Here is a 17,967-nt window from a genome sequence, read left to right as displayed (position 1 = left end):
CGGAACAGCGTGGCGCTGCTGGCGTGGCGCCGCCCCGCATACTTATCAGTTGTCCAGCTTTTTCAAGGCACGCTGGGCTGTCTCTTTCGCCTCGACATCCAGGGCATCCTCTTCATCGACCGCTTTTTTCAACTGGGCCATCAGTGTCTGGTATAGCGTCAAGTCCGCCTCACTCTGGAAAACCAGGCTCTCGCCTTCCAGGTGAATGCTGCCCACGCGCGATTCAGCCAAACGCAGTATGCGCGTGAACAAATCGAGCAAATTACGCTGGTTTTCACCCAGCCGCAGCATGAAGTCGTAACGGGTAGCCACATTACGTTCCAGCATTTTCAACTCATCCTTGTTGCGCGCCATGGCCAGCAAAGGCTGGCGCTTTTCCTGCAACACCTTATCGACTTCCAGCAAATACGACTCTACCCGCTCATTGGCCTTGGCAATGCTCGCCTTTGAGATGGCGATACCATCGGCGCTCACCAGCCGTTCAGGACTGAGCGCCAGATCCAGTCCATAACCTTGCATATCGGTCAGGTAAGCACGCGTGACGTCTTTCGTGCTCAACAACAAGTCGCTCAAAATGGCCAACAACTTGTCAAGATAAGCAGAGCCGGTGGGCTTGGCTGTGAATAGCCGCACAGGATCGTCAGGCTGGAAGGCAGTCGCCACCGACATCAACTCACGCAAATTGTCCCTGAATACCGCCAAAAAGCGCTTGCCATACTCATTTGCCCACGCCTCCCACAACAAGCCACTGTCTGCCCAGATCTGTTTTTGAGCAGCATTGAGCTTCAGTCCGGCAGATGAACGGGATTTTGGCAGCATTTCACCCAGCTCATTAGCGGTCACATCAGGCTGAAAATCCATCGGCACGCCTTTCTCAACGCGCAGTGTGTAACGTATATAGCGCTGGCCCAGAGGCGTCGCGTAGAACTCTATTAATTGCTTGGCATCATCTTCCGACAGATATTTCCCGTATACCGGCGTAAATTTCGTGAAAATCTCGTCATCGCTGACATGGGTGCTCATATACTGCATCACTTCCCGTAAAGGAGAGTCAAGCGGGTAATAAGCTTCCCAGATCCAGCGGATCTGCACGTTCAGCAGCATCAATTCCAGCAGTTTGCGCACTGCCGCAGTATGGCTGGCAGTCATGGCCTGCGACACTTGCGCTGCCGCCGGCGCGGCCGCGGTCTCGGGTTTCTGGGCCATGCCGGTAGCGGGCAACAGCAATACGGCGGCCAGGATGGCGGGATGTAATCGTTTCATCGGCATATAAAGTAGATCCGTGTTCATCAAATACGCGCCAGCTCCAGGCTGGACAGCGTGTAGAAAATGCTATGCAAGACGCCCTTGTCGACTGCGCGCTGGAAATACACTCTCGCGCGTAGCGGATCTTTTTGTTGCAGATAAAACTTGCCTGCATAGAAATAGGCTTCCGTCAGGCGCGGCTCCAGGCTGCTGCCTCCATCGCGGCTGGCCTGGCGCAGCATGGCTTCCGGGCCGGTGTGCTGCTGGAACATGGTCAGGGCTTCGGTCAGCCACTGTTCTGTCAGCAACTCCGGAGGTCCGCCAGCATCTATCGCGGCCGGCAAGGAGCCGGCGATGGCTTGCCAGATCTGCACGCGCACATGCGCCAGCGGTTCGTCCAGTTTCTCGCCAGCACGCGCCAGGGCGCTCAAGGCTTCAGGCTGATTGCCCAGATAGAAATTGGCCAGTCCCTTGCGCTGGTAGGTGGCGCCATCGTTGTGTCCCAGCACCACGGCGCGGGCAAAGTCGGCGGCACTGTCCTTGAACTTGCCTGCGGCAAAACTGATATCGCCGTGGCAAACCAGGAAATCGGCCGACTGCGGCTGTTGTTGCAGCGCCTGGTTCGCATCCCTGAGTGCTAGCGCCTGGAACCCCAGCCAGCTATAGATGCGCGCGCGCTCGCACAGGGCGGCGCTGGCGTCCTGTCCTGTGAGTTCGGCGTCGGCCACCATCTTGCCACTGGCCTGCAGGTTCGCTGTGAGACCGGCCCTGATGCTGTCTTTATAACTGAGCACCGGCTCGGCTGGCTTACGCAGTACGCGGGTCGGCACGCCGATGCTTCCTTGCAGCATTTCATTGACCTTGCGGCTGGCAGCCACAAACGCCGGCACCTCGGCCGCCGGTACGCGATCTGTCAACACGTCCAGGCGCAACTTCGCCTGCGCCACGCGGCCCGTAAAGGCCAGCGCTTCAGTCAGCTTGAAGGCCGGGTTATCGATGCTGTTCTGCGATGGCTGGAAATGCGCATCGACCTGCTCCGGCAGGGTGATTTCAAAATCATAGAGATAGATCGACGGATAGGTCGGCACTTGCAGCGGATACTTGCGCTTGACCAGGTCAGGCACATAAAACTGTTCCGTCAGATTGACGGGCTTGTAGCGTATCAGCCAGCCATTGTCATTTTTTTCCAGGAATTTATTGATGCTGTAGCGCAAGCTTACGCTCAAGCGGTTATGCACGCGGTCATCGCTGATCAACGGTTCAGCCAGCATGCTGAAATCCGCATAACGGCGCCCGATCGCGCTTTCATAGGCCTTGCGCAATTGCTGGGCATCCAGGCTGGCCAGGCGTACGCGCATATTCTCTGCGTCATTGCCGACATACTCTACGCTGACCTGCAATTGCGCAGCTTGCTCGAAATCGTTCAAGACCACGCGCTCGGTGCGCTTGTCCGTGATCAGATCAGGATCATCTTGCACGGCGATGGTGTCGAGGCCATTGCCCGCCGTACCCACCACCAGCACCTGGGCGCCGCCATGCGCCTGCCCCATGCGCTCCAGCAAGCCGTGCTGCCCCAAGCGCGTAGGATCGAGGAAATACGTCTTGCCGCCAACATGCACGCGCACGATGGCATGGTCAAACAGGATAGGACTGGGCAGCATCTGGTCCAGCCCCTTGCGCAGCTGGGTCGATACCAGCACCGGCTCGGCAGCAATGCCCAGTTCACGCAGCATGGCCACCATCAACAAGGATTTGTCCTTGCAGTCGCCATAACGCCGCTGCAGCACTTGCGCCGGAGGAAATGGCCGGTGCGAATTCTCGCCCACTGAAATCGACAGGTAGCGGATTTCATTCTGCACGAATTCCAGCACCTTGCTTACCTGCTGCTGGGGCGTGCCGGTGGCGCCTGCGGCGCGCAGCGCTGCCTGCACCGCCTCGCCGCCCGCTGGCGCCTCGAACAGGACCTGGGCCCAGCGCTTGACCTCCTGCCAGCTGCCCAATTCCGAAAACTGGATCCAGCGCTCCTGCGCCACGTCGGACGGCACATACGGTTCGGCCACCAGCGCCGGCAGATTGCGCGCTTCGAAACGCAGGATGCGGCGGCCATTGCTGCGCCGCTCGGTCGGCACGATGGCGGCGCCGCCACCGATGGTGCGATAGGCAACGCGGCGCTTTTCCGGCATATCGACGGTGATACGCCGCAGCGCAACCGGCGCCGCGCTATCCCAGGCCGCGTTGTCGGAAAATTTCCCGCCAAACACGGGATTGTCGCCCAACACCGTGTACTCCACTTCCAGCGTATCGCCTGCGCGCACATCGTCGGTCACGATGGCCGCCGTGATGGAACCGGAATACACGCCCTGGGACAAGCCTGCTTCGCGCTGCAGGAAACGGATGTCCGCCGAGTGCAGCTTGTCGATCACCGTGTCGCCGCGCAAGATACGCAGGCTGTGCAGCTGCAGGCGCTGATAATCGGGCTGGAAACTGATTTCATACTGGCCCAGCGCTCCCAGGCTGGACGCCTCGTTGGCAGTGAATGCCCGGTGGATATAGTAGGCAGATTGCTCATCGGCATGAAATTGCACGTCGGCCAGGCGCACCGATAGTGGCGTACTGGTGATGGCGGGCGGCAGCTGGACAATCCGGTCTACCCAGGAAGGCACTGCGTCGCCGCGCGTAAAAGCGGCTTGCGCCAGCTGCACGCTACGCATGCCGGCCGGCGCCGGCAGGGGCGCCTCCGTAGTGGCGGTGGCAAAGGGGGCGTGGGCGATGAAAAACGGCAGCAACAGCAGCGTCCATCGACGCTGCAGCATTTTCAGCCATGGAAATCTGCGCATGAAGGTTTTCTGAATTGAAAACCATCAATTATAGATTAAGCAACCCATTTATGTTGCATATTGGAAATTATTATTGCGACATAGTGTATATTCAGCGACAGCGCACTTCCCCAAAATGCTGCGCCAGGGTCATGCCCAGGCCCTCTTCCACCGCGCCTTCCACCTGCGCCGCCAGGGCTGCCGCATCTTCGGCGGCCTTCAGGTCGCGTTCATTGGTGGAACCGGCCGGGTAGCCGGAGTTGACGCGCATGCCGCCAAACACGAACAGGCGGTAGACGTCGGCCAGGGTAATCCGGTTGACATTGCCCAGCAAGACCCAGTGGTCGGCATTGCTGGCCACCCGCTTGCCCCACTGTACCCGCACGGGGCCTTCCACATTGACCCGTCCTACCCAGCCCTGCGCCACCATCTTGTCGAGCAGGTTTTCCATTTCCTCGAAACCCAGGCGCGTGCTGCGGCGGATCTCGGCCGCGCCCACCAGGGCCGTATCGGCGCAATGGCACGCCACGTGCAGCACTTTCAGCACGGCGACGGCGTCGACAAACTCGCTGCCGGGCGCCGCTTCATACCACCAGCGCTCGTATTTCACGACCGGCAAGGCGGCTACCAGCAAGGCGCCCACCAGGGTGATCATCCAGCTCAGGTAAATCCACACCAAAAACAGGGGCAAGGCGGCCAGCGCGCCATAAATGCGCGAATAGCTGGGGAATTCCTGGATGAATTCACCGAAACCACGCTTGGCCACTTCAAATGCCAGCGCCGCCAGCAAGCCGCCCCAGGCCGCATCGCGCCAGTCGACGTCGCGGTTCGGCACGGCGATATACAGCAAGGTGAACGCCAGCATGGTCAGGCCGACTGACACGAAAGTGTAAAACACGGCGCCCAGGAAAGGCACGCCCCCCACCAGGCCGCTGGTCGCGATGAATACGCGGGACGTGACCGTCAGCGATACGCCCACCAGCAGCGGGCCCACCGTCACGATGGCCCAGTAGACCAGCAGCCGCTTGCTCCAGCGGCGCTCCTGTTTCACGCGCCAGATGCGGTTGAAGACGCGCTCGATCAGGCCCATCATCGTCACCGACGTAAAAATCAGCGCGCCCGCGCCAATCGCCGACAGCCGCGTGGCTTTCGAGGCAAAGGTGGTCAGGTAACCGAGGATGGTATTCGAGATCCCCTTCGGTATCACGCTTTGCACGAAATAATCTTCCAGCGCATGGCGGAAGGTATTAAACAGGGGGAAAGTGGTAAAAATCGCCAGCGCCAGTGTCAGCAGCGGCACCAGCGCAAACACGGTGGCAAACGTCAGGCTGCCCGCCACTTGCGGCAGGCTTTCCTCGCGCACGCGGCGGCGCGCAAACTGCACCAGTTCGCGCGTTTCGGACCAGCTCATGCCGCGCACGACGTCGATGCCGACGCTGGCGGTACGGAACAGGTAAACGAAGAAGGGCTGTATATATTTGGAAAACATGTAACTCAAATCAGGATAGCGCCATGACAGCAGTCGTATCAGGCTGTAAAGCGCCCTATAATACCAACGATGAAGCCAACCAATCTGATTATTCTCGTATTGTTTTATTCACGCCATGGCGCCACGCGCCAGCTGGCCGAACTGATCGCCCAGGGCGTGGAAAGCGTGCCCGGTTGCGATGCGCGCCTGCGCACCGTGCCCGCGGTCTCCAGCGTGGCGGAAGCGACCGCCCCGCAAGTGCCGCCCGAGGGCGCGCCCTACGTGGAACTGGACGACCTGCAGGAATGCGCGGGCCTGGCCCTGGGTTCGCCGACCCGCTTCGGCAACATGGCGTCCGCCATGAAGTACTTCTGGGATGGCACGGCCAGCGACTGGCTGGCCGGCAGCCTGGCCGGCAAGCCCGCCTGCGTGTTCACTTCCACCGGCAGCCTGCATGGCGGCCAGGAATCGACCCTGCTGTCGATGATGATCCCCCTCTTCCATCACGGCATGGTGGTGCTGGGCCTGCCCTACACCAACCCTGAACTGATGACCACTTCCAGCGGCGGCTCGCCTTATGGCGCCACCCACTGGTCGGGCATCGATGGCGACAAGGCCATCAGCGACGATGAAAAACGCCTGGCCCTGGCGCTGGGCCGCCGCCTGGCGGAAAACGCCGTCAAGCTGGCAGGCGCCTGATGCACGGCGCCTTGCACAGGTATTTTCACTGGGGCGCCATCGCCAGCCTGGCTGCGCTGATCGTCTGGTGCCTGCTGTGGGAAATGCTGGTGGCGCCCTTGCATCCGGGCGGTTCCTGGGTGGCGCTGAAAGCCGTGCCGCTGCTGATCCCCCTGTATGGCGTGATCAAGCGCGACGTCTATACCTTGCAATGGTCATCGATGGTGATTTTGCTGTATTTCACCGAAGGCGTGGTGCGCGGCTATAGCGATACGCAAGCCCATTCAGCGCTGATGGCCTGGGGCGAAGCGGCCATCGTCTGCGTGTATTTTTTCTGCGCCGTGCTGTATCTGCGCCCGTATAAACAGGCCGCCAAGCGCATGGCCAAGGAACTGCTAGCGAAAGTCAATCCCACGAAATGAGCGATCAAACACCTTTTTTGGACACCTGCCGCGAACTGCTGGGCGACAGCTATGTGTTGACGGACGCCGCCGGCATGGCGCCCTTCCTGACCGACTGGCGCGACCGTTTTACGGGCCAGGCGCTGGCCGTGCTGCGCCCCGCCTCCACCGAACAGGTGGCCGCCGTGCTGCGGACCTGTACACAATGGTCGATCCCGGTGGTGCCGCAGGGCGGCAATACGGGCCTGGTGCTGGGCAGCATACCCGACGCGGCCGGCACCGCCGTAGTGCTGTCCCTGGCGCGATTGAACCGCATCCGCGCGCTCGATCCCGTCAACCGCACCATCACCGTCGATGCGGGCTGCATCCTGCAAACCATCCAGGAAGCGGCCAGCGCCGCCAGCTGCCTGTTCCCCCTATCGCTGGCGGCCGAAGGCAGTTGCACCATCGGCGGCAACCTGGCCACCAATGCGGGAGGCACGGCCGTGCTGCGCTACGGCAATACGCGCGAATTGTGCCTGGGGCTGGAAGTGGTCACGCCGCAGGGCGAAGTCTGGAGCGGCTTGCGCGGACTGCGCAAGGATAATACCGGCTACGATCTGCGCGACCTGTATATCGGCGCAGAAGGTACCTTGGGCGTGATCACGGGCGCGGTCATGAAGCTGTACCCGCAGCCGAAGGCCTGCATCACGGCGCTGGCCGCCATGCCTTCGCCCGCCCATGCGCTGCGCCTGCTCAGCCTGATGCAAGACCATTGCGGCGCCAGCCTGACCGGCTTTGAACTGATGTCGCGCTATTGTTTGCAGCTGGTGGCGGAACAGTTCCCGCAACTGCCGCGCCCGTTTTCTACGCCGCACGGCCAGTATGTGCTGCTCGAATTGTCGAGCAGCCAGTCCGAGGCGCACGCCGTGGAACTGCTGGAAGCGAGCATAGGCGCAGCCCTGGAGGACGAATTAATCGAAGACGCCGTCGTCGCCAGTTCGGTGGCCCAGTCGGAAGGCTTGTGGCAGCTGCGCGAACATATACCGCTGGCGCAGGCACAGGCGGGCAAGAACATCAAGCACGATATCTCGCTGCCGATTTCCTGCATCGCCGACTTCATCGCCGTCACCGACGTGGCGCTGGAAACGGCCTTCCCCGGCTGCCAGCTGGTGTGCTTCGGCCACCTGGGCGACGGCAACCTGCATTACAACGTGGCGCCGCCGCCCGGCATGACGGATACGGACTTCCTGGCCAACCAGGACGCCATCAACCGGATCGTGCATGACCGGGTCGATGGCTTTGGCGGCTCGATCTCGGCCGAACACGGCATCGGCGCGCTGAAGAAGGATGACCTGGCGCGCTACAAATCGCCGCTGGAATTGCAGCTGATGCGCGCCATCAAACAGGCGCTGGACCCGCAAGGCATCATGAATCCGGGGAAGATATTATGAAACACGCCATCTTGCTGGCCGCCGTCGCTTTGCTGGCCAGCAGTCCTGCCAGCGCGCAAACCGTCTACAAATGCGTCAAGGATGGCCAGACCAGCTATGGCGACACACCGTGCGCGGCCGGCCAGCTGCAAATCCTCGCCGTGCCTGCGCCACCGCCCGCCGTCGACAAGGGCGCGGCCACGCGCCAGGAGCGTGTCTCGAGCCAGCTGGAATTCGTGCGCAAGCAGCAGGAACAACGCGAGGATGCGGCCCGTGCGCGGGGCAGCAAGCAGCTGGAGGCGCGCGAAAAACACTGCGCCCAGCTGCGCCTGGACCAGCAATGGGCCGCCGAAGATGCCGCTAACGCCAATGAGAAAACCCGCGATGCGGCGCAATTGAAGGCGCAGCGGGCCGCCGAAAAACTGGCAACCGCATGCCCGAATTGAAGCAGCAGCAAAACACGTTGCCAGCTTCCCAACGCCTGCTGGCGCGCTGGCTGCTGCTCGGCGAATGGCGCTTTCATCCCGTGCGGGCGCTGGTCGCCATTTTGGCGATCGCCATCGGCGTGGCCTTGGGTTTTGCCATCCACCTGATCAATGCGGCCGCCTTCAATGAATTTTCCACGGCCGTCAAAAGCCTGTCCGGCCAGGCCGACGTGCAGGTGGCCGGCCGCGAAGCATTGTTTGACGAAGCCATTTACCCCTGGCTGGCGCAGCGCGAGGGCGTGGCCGTGGCATCGCCGATCCTGGAACTGCAGGCTGGCGTCATCGGCCAGAGCAGCCCCGCCACCGGGCCGGCAAAAAATGCGGGCGCGCTGCATATCCTGGCGCTCGACGTGTTCCGCGCCGGCTTCATTTCGCCCGACCTGATCGGCGCGCCCGCCGATGGCCAGGTGTTCGACACCCTGGCCGACGACGCCATCTTCCCGTCACCGGCCGCCCTGCAATGGCTGGACCTGGCCCAGGGCGGCAGCCTGGCCCTGCAATCGGGCAGCGGCACGGTGAACCTGCGCGTGGCCGGTTCGCTGCAGCGCGCGCGGGCCGGCCAGCGCATCGCCGTGATGGACCTGGGCGCCGCCCAGTGGCGTTTTAACAAGCTGGGCAAGTTGTCGCGCGTGGATCTGAAGCTGCGCAACGGCGTGGACCGCGACGCCTTTGAAGCGGCGCTGGCGCGCGACCTGGAACGCGATTATCCGGGGCGCTTCCGCGTGGGCCAGCCCAACGATGAAAACCAGAATAGCCGCAACAATAACCTGAGCCGCGCCTACCGGGTCAACCTGACGGTGCTGGCCCTGGTCGCGCTGTTTACGGGCGCCTTTCTGGTGTTTTCCACGCAGGCGCTGTCCGTGATCCGCCGCCGCAGCCAGTTCGCGCTGCTGCGCGTGCTGGGCATGGAACGGGGCCAGCTGCTGCGCCAGGTGCTGCTTGAAGGCGCCAGCCTCGGCGTGGTGGGCGCAGCAGCCGGTATCGCCGGCGGCTATGCGCTGGCCGCCCTGGCCCTGCGCTTCTTTGGCGGCGACCTGGGCGCCGGGTATTTTGCGGGCGTGCAGCCGCAAGTGCAATTTACGCCCGTCGCCGCCCTGGTCTATTTCGCGCTGGGCCTGGCGGTAGCTTTGCTGGGCTGCGCCGCGCCCGCGCTGGAAGCAGCGCGCGCCGCCCCTGCCATCGCCTTGAAATCCGGCAGCGAAGAAGCGGTGACGACACGCCTGGCCAAGACCTGGCCGGCGCTGGTCTGCCTGCTGCTGGCCGGACTGCTCACGCGGCTACCGCCCGTGCTGGAACTGCCCCTGTTCGGTTATCTGTCGATCGCCCTGCTCTTGATCGGCGCCATCGCCCTGATGCCGCAGCTGGCCGCCATCGTGTTCCGCAGCGTGCACCGCGCCTGGCTGCGCACGGCCATCAGCGCCCGCGCGCCCGTGCTCAGCCTGACTTTTGCCCGCCTGGCCAACGCCTCGGGCCAGGCCGGCATCGCGCTCGGTGGCGTGTTGTCCAGTTTCAGCCTGATGGTGGCGATGGCCATCATGGTGTCGAGTTTCCGCGTCTCCGTCGATGACTGGCTGCTGCAGATTTTGCCGGCCGACCTGTATGCACGCACGGCCGCCAGTGGCAGCACGGCGGGCCTGAACCCGCGCGAACAGGCGTCCATCACGTCCCTGCCCGGCGTGGCCAAGGCGGAATTCCTGCGCACCCGCTCGCTTTCGCTGGCCCCGGACCGCCCCAACGTGGTATTGCTGGCGCGCCCCATCAATCTGCAGGAACCGGGCAAGAGCATGGTGCTGGTCGGCGACTCGCTGGCCGTACCCGCTGGCAGCCGCCCCGTGTGGCTGTCCGAAGCGGCGGCCGACCTGTATCGCCGCCAGCCGGGCGACACCATCGCCCTGCCGCTGGCGGGCGGCTTGCACGACTTCTTCATCGCCGGCATCTGGCGCGACTATGCGCGTTCCAGCGGCTCGATCCAGATGCCTTTGCCCGACTACCGCGCACTGACGGGCGACCTGGATGTGAGCGACGCCGCCCTGTGGCTGGACAAGGGCGTATCGAACGCCGACTTGCAGGAACGCCTCAGGCATCTGCCTTTCGGCGCCACCTTGGAGGTGTCGGCGCCGTCGGAAATCCGCGCCCTCAGCCTGCAGATTTTCGACCGCAGCTTCGCCGTCACCTATCTGCTCGAAGCCATCGCCATCGTGATCGGCCTGTTCGGCGTGGCGGCTACCTTTTCGGCGCAGACGCTGGCGCGGGCGCGTGAATTCGGCATGCTGCGCCACGTGGGCGTCACGCGTGGCCAGATCCTCGGCATCCTGGCACTGGAAGGCGGCGCGTTGACGGGCCTGGGCATCGCCACCGGTTTCGTACTGGGCCTGTTGATCAGCTTTGTGCTGGTCTTTATCGTCAACCCGCAATCGTTCCACTGGACCATGCAGCTGCATTTGCCATGGCCCTTGATCGCCACCGTGGCCGGCACCTTGCTGCTCGCTGCCGCCGCCACGGCCCTCGTCTCCGGCCGCCAGGCGCTGTCCGGTGGCCCCATCCGCGCCGTCAGGGAGGACTGGTAATGCGCCGCATGGCCCTGTTTTTAGTATGCTGCTGCGCTTCTGCGCTGGCCGCGCCGCCCGCCTTTGCCCCCGTCACGCCGCTGGCGCCAGGCCTGGCCTTGAAGATGCCGCAGGACTTCGGCGCCCACCCGGCCTACAAGACGGAATGGTGGTACGCCACGGGCTGGGTCACGACGGCAGCCGGCAAGCAGCTGGGCTACCAGGTCACCTTCTTCCGCAGCGCCACCGCCACCGATGCGGAGAATCCCAGCGCATTTGCGCCCAAGCAGCTGATCATCGGCCACGCGGCCTTGTCCGATACCGCGGTCGGCAAGCTGCTGCACGATGAAAAAAGCGCGCGCGAGGGTTTTGGCCTCGCTTACGCCAAGGTCGGCAATACCGATGTCAAACTGGACGACTGGCGCATGTTGCGCCGGGCCGACGGCAGCTATCAAGTCACGGTGGCGGCGCGCGACTTCCAGCTGCAGCTGCAGCTGGCGCCGACCCAGCCCGTGCTGCTGCAGGGCGAACGCGGTTATTCGCGCAAGGGCGCGCTGCCTGCGCAGGCCAGCTATTACTACAGCGAGCCGCAACTACGCACGACGGGCACCATTACGCGCGCGGGCGGCAAGCCGGAAGCGGTGACGGGGAAAACCTGGCTCGATCACGAGTGGTCCAGCCAGGTGCTCGACGCGAACGCCAGCGGCTGGAACTGGATAGGCGCCAACCTCGACGACGGCGGCGCCCTGATGGCCTTCCAGATCCGTAGCAAGACAGGTGCTAAACTATGGGCGCACGCGGCATGGCGAGACCCATCGGGCAAGGTCACGCAGTTCGGCCCCGATGACGTCGCATTTACGCCCACGCAGCTGTGGCGCTCGCCGCGCACGCAAGCCGAATATCCGGTCGCGACCGAGATACGCACGGGGGCGACGCGCTGGCAGATCACGCCGCTGCAGGCGGACCAGGAACTCGATTCGCGCCGCTCGACGGGCGCCGTGTACTGGGAAGGCGCCGTGACGGTGCAGCGCGACGGCCAGCCGGCAGGCCGCGCCTACCTGGAAATGACGGGCTATGTGCAGCCGATGAAGTTATAAGTAGTACAGTAATACAGAGCCAGCAAAGACCATTAAAGCGGAAAACAATGACAACCAGTACCGATACCAATAGCGCCAGCACCACCAACAACGCTCCTGCAGCAACGTCACCTTCCGATGCAAGCACCAGCCGCGAACTGAAAAAAGGCAGCCTGGCGGCCCTCAAGGGCTTGTTCCCTTTCCTGACGCCCTACCGCAAGCAGTTTTTCCTGGCCGGCATCGCGCTGGTGGTGGCCGCCGCCTCCACCCTGGCCATTCCCGCCGCGTTCAAGCAGATGATAGACCTGGGTTTCGGCGGCGCAGCCGGTTCGAAAAGCATCCAGCATGTGGACCTGGTGTTCCTGGCCCTGTTCGGCGTGGCCTCCATCCTGGCGCTGGCCACGGCCGCGCGTTTCTACATGGTGTCTTGGCTGGGCGAGCGCGTGACGGCCGATATCCGCAGCGCCGTGTACCGCCACGTGGTCACGCAAAGCCCCGAGTTTTTCGAGACCACGCAAACCGGCGAAGTCCTGTCGCGCATCACCACCGACACCACCCTGATCCAGGCCGTGGTCGGCACCAGCATCTCGATGGCGCTGCGTAACGTGCTGCTGTTCGTGGGCGGCCTGGTGATGCTGTTCGTCACCAGCCCCAAGCTGTCGGGCATCATCATCGGCTTGCTGGTGCTGGTCATCGTGCCCATCGTGGTGTTTGGCCGCAAGGTGCGCAAGCTGTCGCGCGATTCGCAGGACCGCATCGCCGACGCTTCGGCCATGGCCGGTGAAATCCTCAACGCCATGCCGACCGTGCAGGCGTTTACGCACGAAAAAATTGAATCGTCGCGCTTTGGCGACTCCGTGGAAAATGCGTTCACCACCGCCATGCGCCGCATCCGCGCGCGCGCCGTGCTGACCATGATCGCCATCTTGCTGGTGTTCGGCAGCATCGTGTTCGTGCTGTGGCTGGGCGCGCGCGCCGTGCTGGAGGGTTCGATGACGGGCGGCGAACTGGGCCAGTTCATCCTGTACGCCTCGATCCTGGCCGGCGCCATCGGCGCCCTGTCGGAAGTGATGGGCGAAGCGCAGCGCGCCGCAGGCGCCACCGAACGCCTGCTCGAACTGATGGCCGTCAAGTCCGAGATTCAATCGCCCGCCTCTCCCTTGGCCCTGCCGCCGCGCGCCGCCAATGGCGCGGCCTTGAGCCTGAACGATATCTCGTTCAACTATCCGTCGCGCCCCGATACGCCGTCCTTGAGCCATGTCAGCCTCGATATCCAGCCCGGCGAAACGGTGGCCGTGGTGGGCCCGTCCGGCGCCGGCAAGACCACCTTGTTCCAGCTATTCCTGCGCTTTTACGATCCGCAAAGCGGCAATATCCGCCTCGATGGCGTCGATATCAAGCAGCTCGATCTGCATACCCTGCGCGACGCGATCGGCATCGTGCCGCAGGATACGGTGATTTTCTCGGCTGACGCGATGGAAAACATCCGCTACGGCCGCGCCGGCGCGAGCGATGCGGAAGTGATCGCCGCGGCGAAAATGGCGGCTGCCCACGAATTCATCGAGCGCCTGCCGAATGGCTATAAATCGTTCCTCGGCGAGCGTGGCGTGCGCCTGTCTGGCGGCCAGCGCCAGCGCATCGCGATTGCCCGCGCCCTGCTGAAGAATCCACCGCTGCTGCTGCTCGATGAAGCCACCAGCGCGCTCGACGCGGAATCGGAACGCCTGGTGCAGACGGCGCTGGAAGCGGCCATGGTGGGCCGCACCACCGTCATCATCGCGCACCGCCTGGCCACTGTGCAGCGGGCCGACCGCATCGTCGTGATGGAAGACGGCCAGGTCGTCGAGACGGGCACCCATGCTTCGCTGGTGGCGCTGGGCGGCATCTACGCCAACCTGGCGGCGCTGCAATTCCACGCTGGATTCGCAGCGCACTAAGGTTTTACTTCACGAAATCGACACGGCCGTACTGGCCGTGCGTCGTGCCTTGCGGGCCAGCCGTATAGAACAGGGTGTTGGTCGGCTGGTTCAAGACACCGTTCCCGAACTGCAGCGCCCACAAGCCATCGATCACCAGCGGCGCGCCCGTGCTGTCGCTGACGGTGCCAAGCAGTTTGCCGGTGGTGACGTCAAACGCGTTGATCTTGCCATCGCCGAAATTACCCACCAGCAGATTATTGCTGAACGTGCCGAAGTTGGCCGGCGCCACCGCCAGGCCCCATGGTGCATTGAGCGCGCCACCCGGCAGTACCAGGTCCTTGATCAACTTGCCGCTGGTGTCGAACTGGCTGACCATGCCCAGGCCGGTGCCCTTCACCTGGATCTTGCCCGTCGCATCCTGCTGGGCATAGCTGACAAAAATACTGCTGCCCACGGTCTGGATGCCATAAGGCGCGTAACCGGCAGGCACGGCCGGATCCTTGAAGCCCGCCGCCAGGGTGACCGGCTGGAAGTTCGCGTCAAACACGTCGATATGGTTGTTCTTGAAATCGGTCGCATAAATCAGGTTGGCGCCATTCACGTTGGCGATCGCCAGGCCCTTGTAGACGGCGCCGCTGGCGCCATTGTCGACGATGGTCAGGGCATGCGTGCCATCGACGCTGGGCGCCCAGGCGGCGATGGTGCCAGCCTGGCCAGAAAAAATGAAACGGCTCGGACCCGTGGCGCCGCCGGAGCTGATCTTGAAGTCGGTGGCGCTGCCGGAAAACACGATGCCGGTCGGCTTGGCCGCGCCCAGCGCGCCCGGATTGACGCTGACTACCAGGCTTTGCTTGACGCCATTGCCGTCATACAGCGTCGAGGTCGAGGTACCGGCGTTGGCGATCCACGAGGCACCGGTCGGATTGAAGGCCAGGCCCCAGGCATTGATCAGGTTAGCGTCGGTGGTCGGCGCCACGCCGGCGATATCGGACACCAGCGCCTTGGCGGCGAAAGTGGCGCCCACCGCAGGCGCTGCCGGCACGACTGGCGCCGATGGATTCGAAGAGTTGTAGCCACCGCCGCCACAGGCAACCAGCGTGGATGCCAGGCCGGCCGCCGTCAACAGGCCGGCGATACGTTTGATGTTCAGTTGTGCGTTCATTTTTTTCTCTCTTTGCTCGGTAGGTGGGGGAACTTGCCACCGTCTATGCCGCGCCGGAGAAAAAAGGTTTAAGCCAAACGCAAAAATTTTTTCACTTCTTTAAAATTCATAGCCGGCACTGCCAACCCAGGTCTGCGGATGGCCGCCATCGCGGTACACATAGGCCGGATGTTTTTTCTGCGCCGCCAGCCAGGCCAGCTGCAGTTTCCAGGAATCGATGTCGAGATTGAGGCCCACGCGCAGGTCGGCCCGGTAGGTCGGCGTGGGCAAGGCGATACCGGCTGGTGAAGGAGAACGCTGCAAGCCGAAATGGGCGACCAGGCGCATGCTGTCGCTCAACGGTGCATTGCCATTCAATTCGGCATACAGCGTGCCATCCTTCTTGCCGAAATAATGGGGCGCATACGACAGGCGGCCGCTGAGGTTTTCCGTGGCCAGGCCGATAAAGCTTTCGGCATAGGCATACTTTGCGCCGCGCTGGAAGAAGGACTTGCTGGCGCCCGCTTCCCAGCTCAGGCCGGGGCTGAGCAAGTGGGCATAACCGGCGTAGGTGACCAGCTGGGTGCTGTCTTCCACGCCGCGCAAGTTGACCCTGCTGGCGAAGCCGCCCAGATACCAGCCTTGCGGATGATCGTAATTGATGGTCAGCTGCGGCGCCGGTTCGCCATCGCTGAGCGAGACGCCGCGCGCGCGGTAATCGGACACGAGGGATGCAGTGGTGCTCAGCTGCGCCAGCGCGCCGCCACAGGACAACAACATCAGGAGCGCCAGGCTGCGGCGTGCTACGGCAGGGGTCATTTATTCAGTGGTTTTGTTCGCCTTGGAAGATAGTACGGGAGCGCAGGCGCAAGCGCAATCTCCAGCCGCGTGCGGCATGGCGTGCAAGACCGTGGCGCAGGCGTCGATGCCGCCTGCCAGGGCGCTGCCGCCCCAGAAATCGCTGCGTTTCACGGGCACGTTCGGATGCAGGCCGGCCAGCAAGGCCGCCATGCCCGAGACATGCGCGGCAGAAAACGAGGTACCGTTGACCAGCCCCCAGCGCCCGCCCGGCACGGTGGTGGGAATATCCTGGCCTGGGGCGACTACCAGTGCGGGAAGCGACGCCTGCTCCTGCATGCTGGCGGCGGCGATCACGCCCGGATACGCGGCCGGGTAACCGCCGCCCGGCAGTTGCGGATCGACAGCCGCCACCACCGTCACGCCGCGCGACAGCGCCACATCGACCAGCCGCTTCATCAATATATCGGACGGCCCGCCCAAGCTCATGTTGATGACCTGTGCCTTGTGCGACAACGCAAAGTTGAGCGCCTTGCCCAGGGTAAAACTGTTACAGCGCGTGCCATGGTCTGCCTCTTCCCAGCAGCCGCGCAAGGCCATCAGCCGCGCACCGGGCGCGATGCCTTCGATGCCGATGCCGTTGCCCGCCCTGGCGGCGATAATCCCCGCCACCGCCGTGCCATGCTTTTCCGCCGCATAGGCTGAACCATCGACAAAATTCTCTTGCAGCGCCACTTGTCCCGCCAGGTCGGGATGGTCGCTTTCGACGCCGCTATCGATCACCGCCACTTGCACCCGGCTGCCCGTGGCGTGGGCATGCAGTTCGGCGATATGCCAGAATTTCGCGGCTGGCTGGGTGGCATACAGAGGATCGTGCACCTGAGGGTCGCGAACGCTGCTGCTTTCAAGCGCGCTGAAACTGGCCATCGGCTGCGCCCATTCCACGCGTGGATCGGCCGCCAGTTGCGCCACTACCTGCTGGCGCGCCACGCCGGGCGGCGCCTGCATCACATAACAGTCGATGCCCAGCACCGGCATCGGCCAGTCGGACAGCAAAGTCAAGCCATGGCGCTGCGCCAGTTCGGCCGCGATACGGCGCCGCGCGCCATGGCCCGTATTGTCGGTATAGGCGCCGGAATAGCCGGAATCGGGCCGGAAATGCGGCGCCGGCAAATGCAGCATCACCAGCACCTGGCGTTCCTCGGCGACTTGTCCAGCGGGCGCAGATAGGGCAGCCGGCCGTGACTGCGCCGAGGCAGCGGCCGCAGCACCAGCGAGCAGCGCCACCGCCAGCAAACGGGCAACGCGCATCACCGCCCTGCCCCGCCATCGAGCGCTTCGGCCAGCGCCACGGCAGGCTCCCGGCGCAAGGCGGCCAGCGCTGCCTCGCGTCCCGCCGGCGGCAGGTACAGCACATAGGCATCGGTGACAGTCGGGCCATCGACGATATGCGCGCCATGCGCCTGCAGGATGCGGCGCAGTTCGCGCTCGGGCGTTTCCGGCTTGAACAGCACCATCACATTACCGGCCGCAGCCGCGCTATCCGCTGCCGACAGCGCATGGAACTGGCCCGGCCCGTCCGCGGGAGACTTGAGCAAAACCAGTCCCAGGCCGACGATGAGCGCGCATTGGGCCGCCATCGCCCAGTGCTGCCATGGCGCCGGGCGCAAGCTGTTCCAGGCATTCTGCAGCCAGGCAGAAATTCCCTGCCTGGGACGCCGGGCGCGCTTGTGCGGTTCCAGGCGCGCGCTGAGCGCGGCAAAGGCCCGCTCCACGTCGGGTTCTGCCTGCATGGCCGGCTGTGCGGACTGCACCTGGCGCTGCCAGTCGAGGTCCGCGCGGCATTCGGCACATTGCAGCAAATGGTCGTGCACCATCAGCCGTTCGGTGCCGCTCAAGCTGTCGTCCAGCATCCAGGGCAAGAGTTTTTGTACTTTCTGGTGGGTCGAGGCGTCGATGTCCACTATTTTTCCTGTCTTCAT

14 protein-coding genes are annotated in these 17,967 nt (G+C 63.7%); 7 read left to right on the top strand and 7 right to left on the bottom strand.

Going from position 1 to position 17,967, the window contains the following annotated elements; all coding sequences use genetic code 11:
* Window positions 1–45: 45 nt before the first annotated feature.
* The 3 genes from ACL9RI_RS05095 to ACL9RI_RS05085 form a co-directional block, all read right to left on the bottom strand.
* The gene (locus tag ACL9RI_RS05095) at window positions 46–1,290 is read right to left on the bottom strand and encodes a DUF2059 domain-containing protein (RefSeq protein ID WP_422725495.1); all 1,245 of its coding nucleotides are present in this window, start codon (window positions 1,288–1,290) and stop codon (window positions 46–48) included.
* Window positions 1,290–4,082 carry a DUF3857 domain-containing protein gene (locus ACL9RI_RS05090; protein WP_422725494.1) on the bottom strand — a complete coding sequence of 931 codons (2,793 nt, stop codon included), beginning with the start codon at window positions 4,080–4,082 and terminating at the stop codon, window positions 1,290–1,292. Before ACL9RI_RS05090 ends, ACL9RI_RS05095 begins: the two co-directional genes overlap by 1 nt.
* Window positions 4,083–4,173: 91 nt before the next feature.
* The gene (locus ACL9RI_RS05085; RefSeq protein ID WP_422725493.1) at window positions 4,174–5,550 is read right to left on the bottom strand and encodes a YihY family inner membrane protein; all 1,377 of its coding nucleotides are present in this window, start codon (window positions 5,548–5,550) and stop codon (window positions 4,174–4,176) included.
* Window positions 5,551–5,619: 69 nt separating this feature from the next.
* On the opposite strand from ACL9RI_RS05085, the gene wrbA reads away from it, so the two are divergent.
* The 7 genes from wrbA to ACL9RI_RS05050 are packed head-to-tail and all read left to right on the top strand — an operon-like array spanning window position 5,620 to window position 14,064.
* Window positions 5,620–6,228: an NAD(P)H:quinone oxidoreductase gene (gene wrbA / locus ACL9RI_RS05080; RefSeq protein ID WP_422725492.1), complete on the top strand. Its 609-nt coding sequence runs from the start codon at window positions 5,620–5,622 to the stop codon at window positions 6,226–6,228.
* Window positions 6,228–6,629, top strand: a complete 402-nt coding sequence (locus ACL9RI_RS05075; protein WP_422725491.1) for a DUF2069 domain-containing protein — start codon at window positions 6,228–6,230, stop codon at window positions 6,627–6,629. The genes wrbA and ACL9RI_RS05075 overlap by 1 nt, the downstream gene beginning before the upstream one ends.
* Complete coding sequence (locus ACL9RI_RS05070; protein WP_422725490.1) at window positions 6,626–8,041, top strand: FAD-binding oxidoreductase; 1,416 nt, start codon at window positions 6,626–6,628, stop codon at window positions 8,039–8,041. Before ACL9RI_RS05075 ends, ACL9RI_RS05070 begins: the two co-directional genes overlap by 4 nt.
* Window positions 8,038–8,466 carry a DUF4124 domain-containing protein gene (locus ACL9RI_RS05065; RefSeq protein WP_422725489.1) on the top strand — a complete coding sequence of 143 codons (429 nt, stop codon included), beginning with the start codon at window positions 8,038–8,040 and terminating at the stop codon, window positions 8,464–8,466. Before ACL9RI_RS05070 ends, ACL9RI_RS05065 begins: the two co-directional genes overlap by 4 nt.
* Window positions 8,454–11,072, top strand: a complete 2,619-nt coding sequence (locus tag ACL9RI_RS05060; RefSeq protein ID WP_422725488.1) for an FtsX-like permease family protein — start codon at window positions 8,454–8,456, stop codon at window positions 11,070–11,072. Before ACL9RI_RS05065 ends, ACL9RI_RS05060 begins: the two co-directional genes overlap by 13 nt.
* A complete protein-coding gene (locus ACL9RI_RS05055) occupies window positions 11,072–12,148 on the top strand; it encodes a lipocalin-like domain-containing protein (RefSeq protein WP_422725487.1) in 1,077 nt (358 codons plus the stop codon). The genes ACL9RI_RS05060 and ACL9RI_RS05055 overlap by 1 nt, the downstream gene beginning before the upstream one ends.
* A 47-nt stretch (window positions 12,149–12,195) precedes the next feature.
* On the top strand, window positions 12,196–14,064 hold the full coding sequence (locus ACL9RI_RS05050; protein WP_422725486.1) for an ABC transporter transmembrane domain-containing protein: 1,869 nt from the start codon (window positions 12,196–12,198) through the stop codon (window positions 14,062–14,064).
* A 4-nt stretch (window positions 14,065–14,068) separates the two neighbouring features.
* Here the strand turns inward: ACL9RI_RS05050 and ACL9RI_RS05045 are convergent, their stop codons facing one another.
* The 4 genes from ACL9RI_RS05045 to ACL9RI_RS05030 all read right to left on the bottom strand — a co-directional run bounded on the left by ACL9RI_RS05045 (window position 14,069) and on the right by ACL9RI_RS05030 (window position 17,967).
* Entirely contained in the window at window positions 14,069–15,208 is a 1,140-nt protein-coding gene (locus ACL9RI_RS05045; RefSeq protein ID WP_422725485.1) for a TIGR03118 family protein, read from the bottom strand.
* A gap of 99 nt (window positions 15,209–15,307) precedes the next feature.
* Complete coding sequence (locus ACL9RI_RS05040; RefSeq protein WP_422725484.1) at window positions 15,308–16,006, bottom strand: TorF family putative porin; 699 nt, start codon at window positions 16,004–16,006, stop codon at window positions 15,308–15,310.
* Complete coding sequence (locus tag ACL9RI_RS05035) at window positions 16,007–17,296, bottom strand: S8 family peptidase (protein WP_422725483.1); 1,290 nt, start codon at window positions 17,294–17,296, stop codon at window positions 16,007–16,009.
* Window positions 17,296–17,967: a zf-HC2 domain-containing protein gene (locus tag ACL9RI_RS05030; protein ID WP_422725482.1), complete on the bottom strand. Its 672-nt coding sequence runs from the start codon at window positions 17,965–17,967 to the stop codon at window positions 17,296–17,298. Before ACL9RI_RS05030 ends, ACL9RI_RS05035 begins: the two co-directional genes overlap by 1 nt.

The organism is Janthinobacterium sp. Mn2066, assembly GCF_049319705.1.
Lineage (GTDB): Bacteria > Pseudomonadota > Gammaproteobacteria > Burkholderiales > Burkholderiaceae_D > Janthinobacterium.
The sequence above is the reverse complement of the archived record's forward strand: the minus strand, read 5'-3'. Positions and strand labels throughout refer to the sequence as shown.

Bases quoted from the DNA above. Each gene is read 5' to 3' on its own strand.
- ACL9RI_RS05075 (WP_422725491.1), top strand. From the start codon at position 6,228: ATGCACGGCGCCTTGCACAGGTATTTTCACTGGGGCGCCATCGCCAGC.
- ACL9RI_RS05030 (WP_422725482.1), bottom strand. From the start codon at position 17,967: ATGAAGACAGGAAAAATAGTGGACATCGACGCCTCGACCCACCAGAAA.
- ACL9RI_RS05040 (WP_422725484.1), bottom strand. From the start codon at position 16,006: ATGACCCCTGCCGTAGCACGCCGCAGCCTGGCGCTCCTGATGTTGTTG.
- ACL9RI_RS05085 (WP_422725493.1), bottom strand. From the start codon at position 5,550: ATGTTTTCCAAATATATACAGCCCTTCTTCGTTTACCTGTTCCGTACC.
- ACL9RI_RS05045 (WP_422725485.1), bottom strand. From the start codon at position 15,208: ATGAACGCACAACTGAACATCAAACGTATCGCCGGCCTGTTGACGGCG.
- ACL9RI_RS05060 (WP_422725488.1), top strand. From the start codon at position 8,454: ATGCCCGAATTGAAGCAGCAGCAAAACACGTTGCCAGCTTCCCAACGC.
- wrbA (WP_422725492.1), top strand. From the start codon at position 5,620: ATGAAGCCAACCAATCTGATTATTCTCGTATTGTTTTATTCACGCCAT.
- ACL9RI_RS05055 (WP_422725487.1), top strand. From the start codon at position 11,072: ATGCGCCGCATGGCCCTGTTTTTAGTATGCTGCTGCGCTTCTGCGCTG.
- ACL9RI_RS05035 (WP_422725483.1), bottom strand. From the start codon at position 17,296: ATGCGCGTTGCCCGTTTGCTGGCGGTGGCGCTGCTCGCTGGTGCTGCG.
- ACL9RI_RS05090 (WP_422725494.1), bottom strand. From the start codon at position 4,082: ATGCGCAGATTTCCATGGCTGAAAATGCTGCAGCGTCGATGGACGCTG.
- ACL9RI_RS05065 (WP_422725489.1), top strand. From the start codon at position 8,038: ATGAAACACGCCATCTTGCTGGCCGCCGTCGCTTTGCTGGCCAGCAGT.
- ACL9RI_RS05050 (WP_422725486.1), top strand. From the start codon at position 12,196: ATGACAACCAGTACCGATACCAATAGCGCCAGCACCACCAACAACGCT.
- ACL9RI_RS05070 (WP_422725490.1), top strand. From the start codon at position 6,626: ATGAGCGATCAAACACCTTTTTTGGACACCTGCCGCGAACTGCTGGGC.
- ACL9RI_RS05095 (WP_422725495.1), bottom strand. From the start codon at position 1,290: ATGAACACGGATCTACTTTATATGCCGATGAAACGATTACATCCCGCC.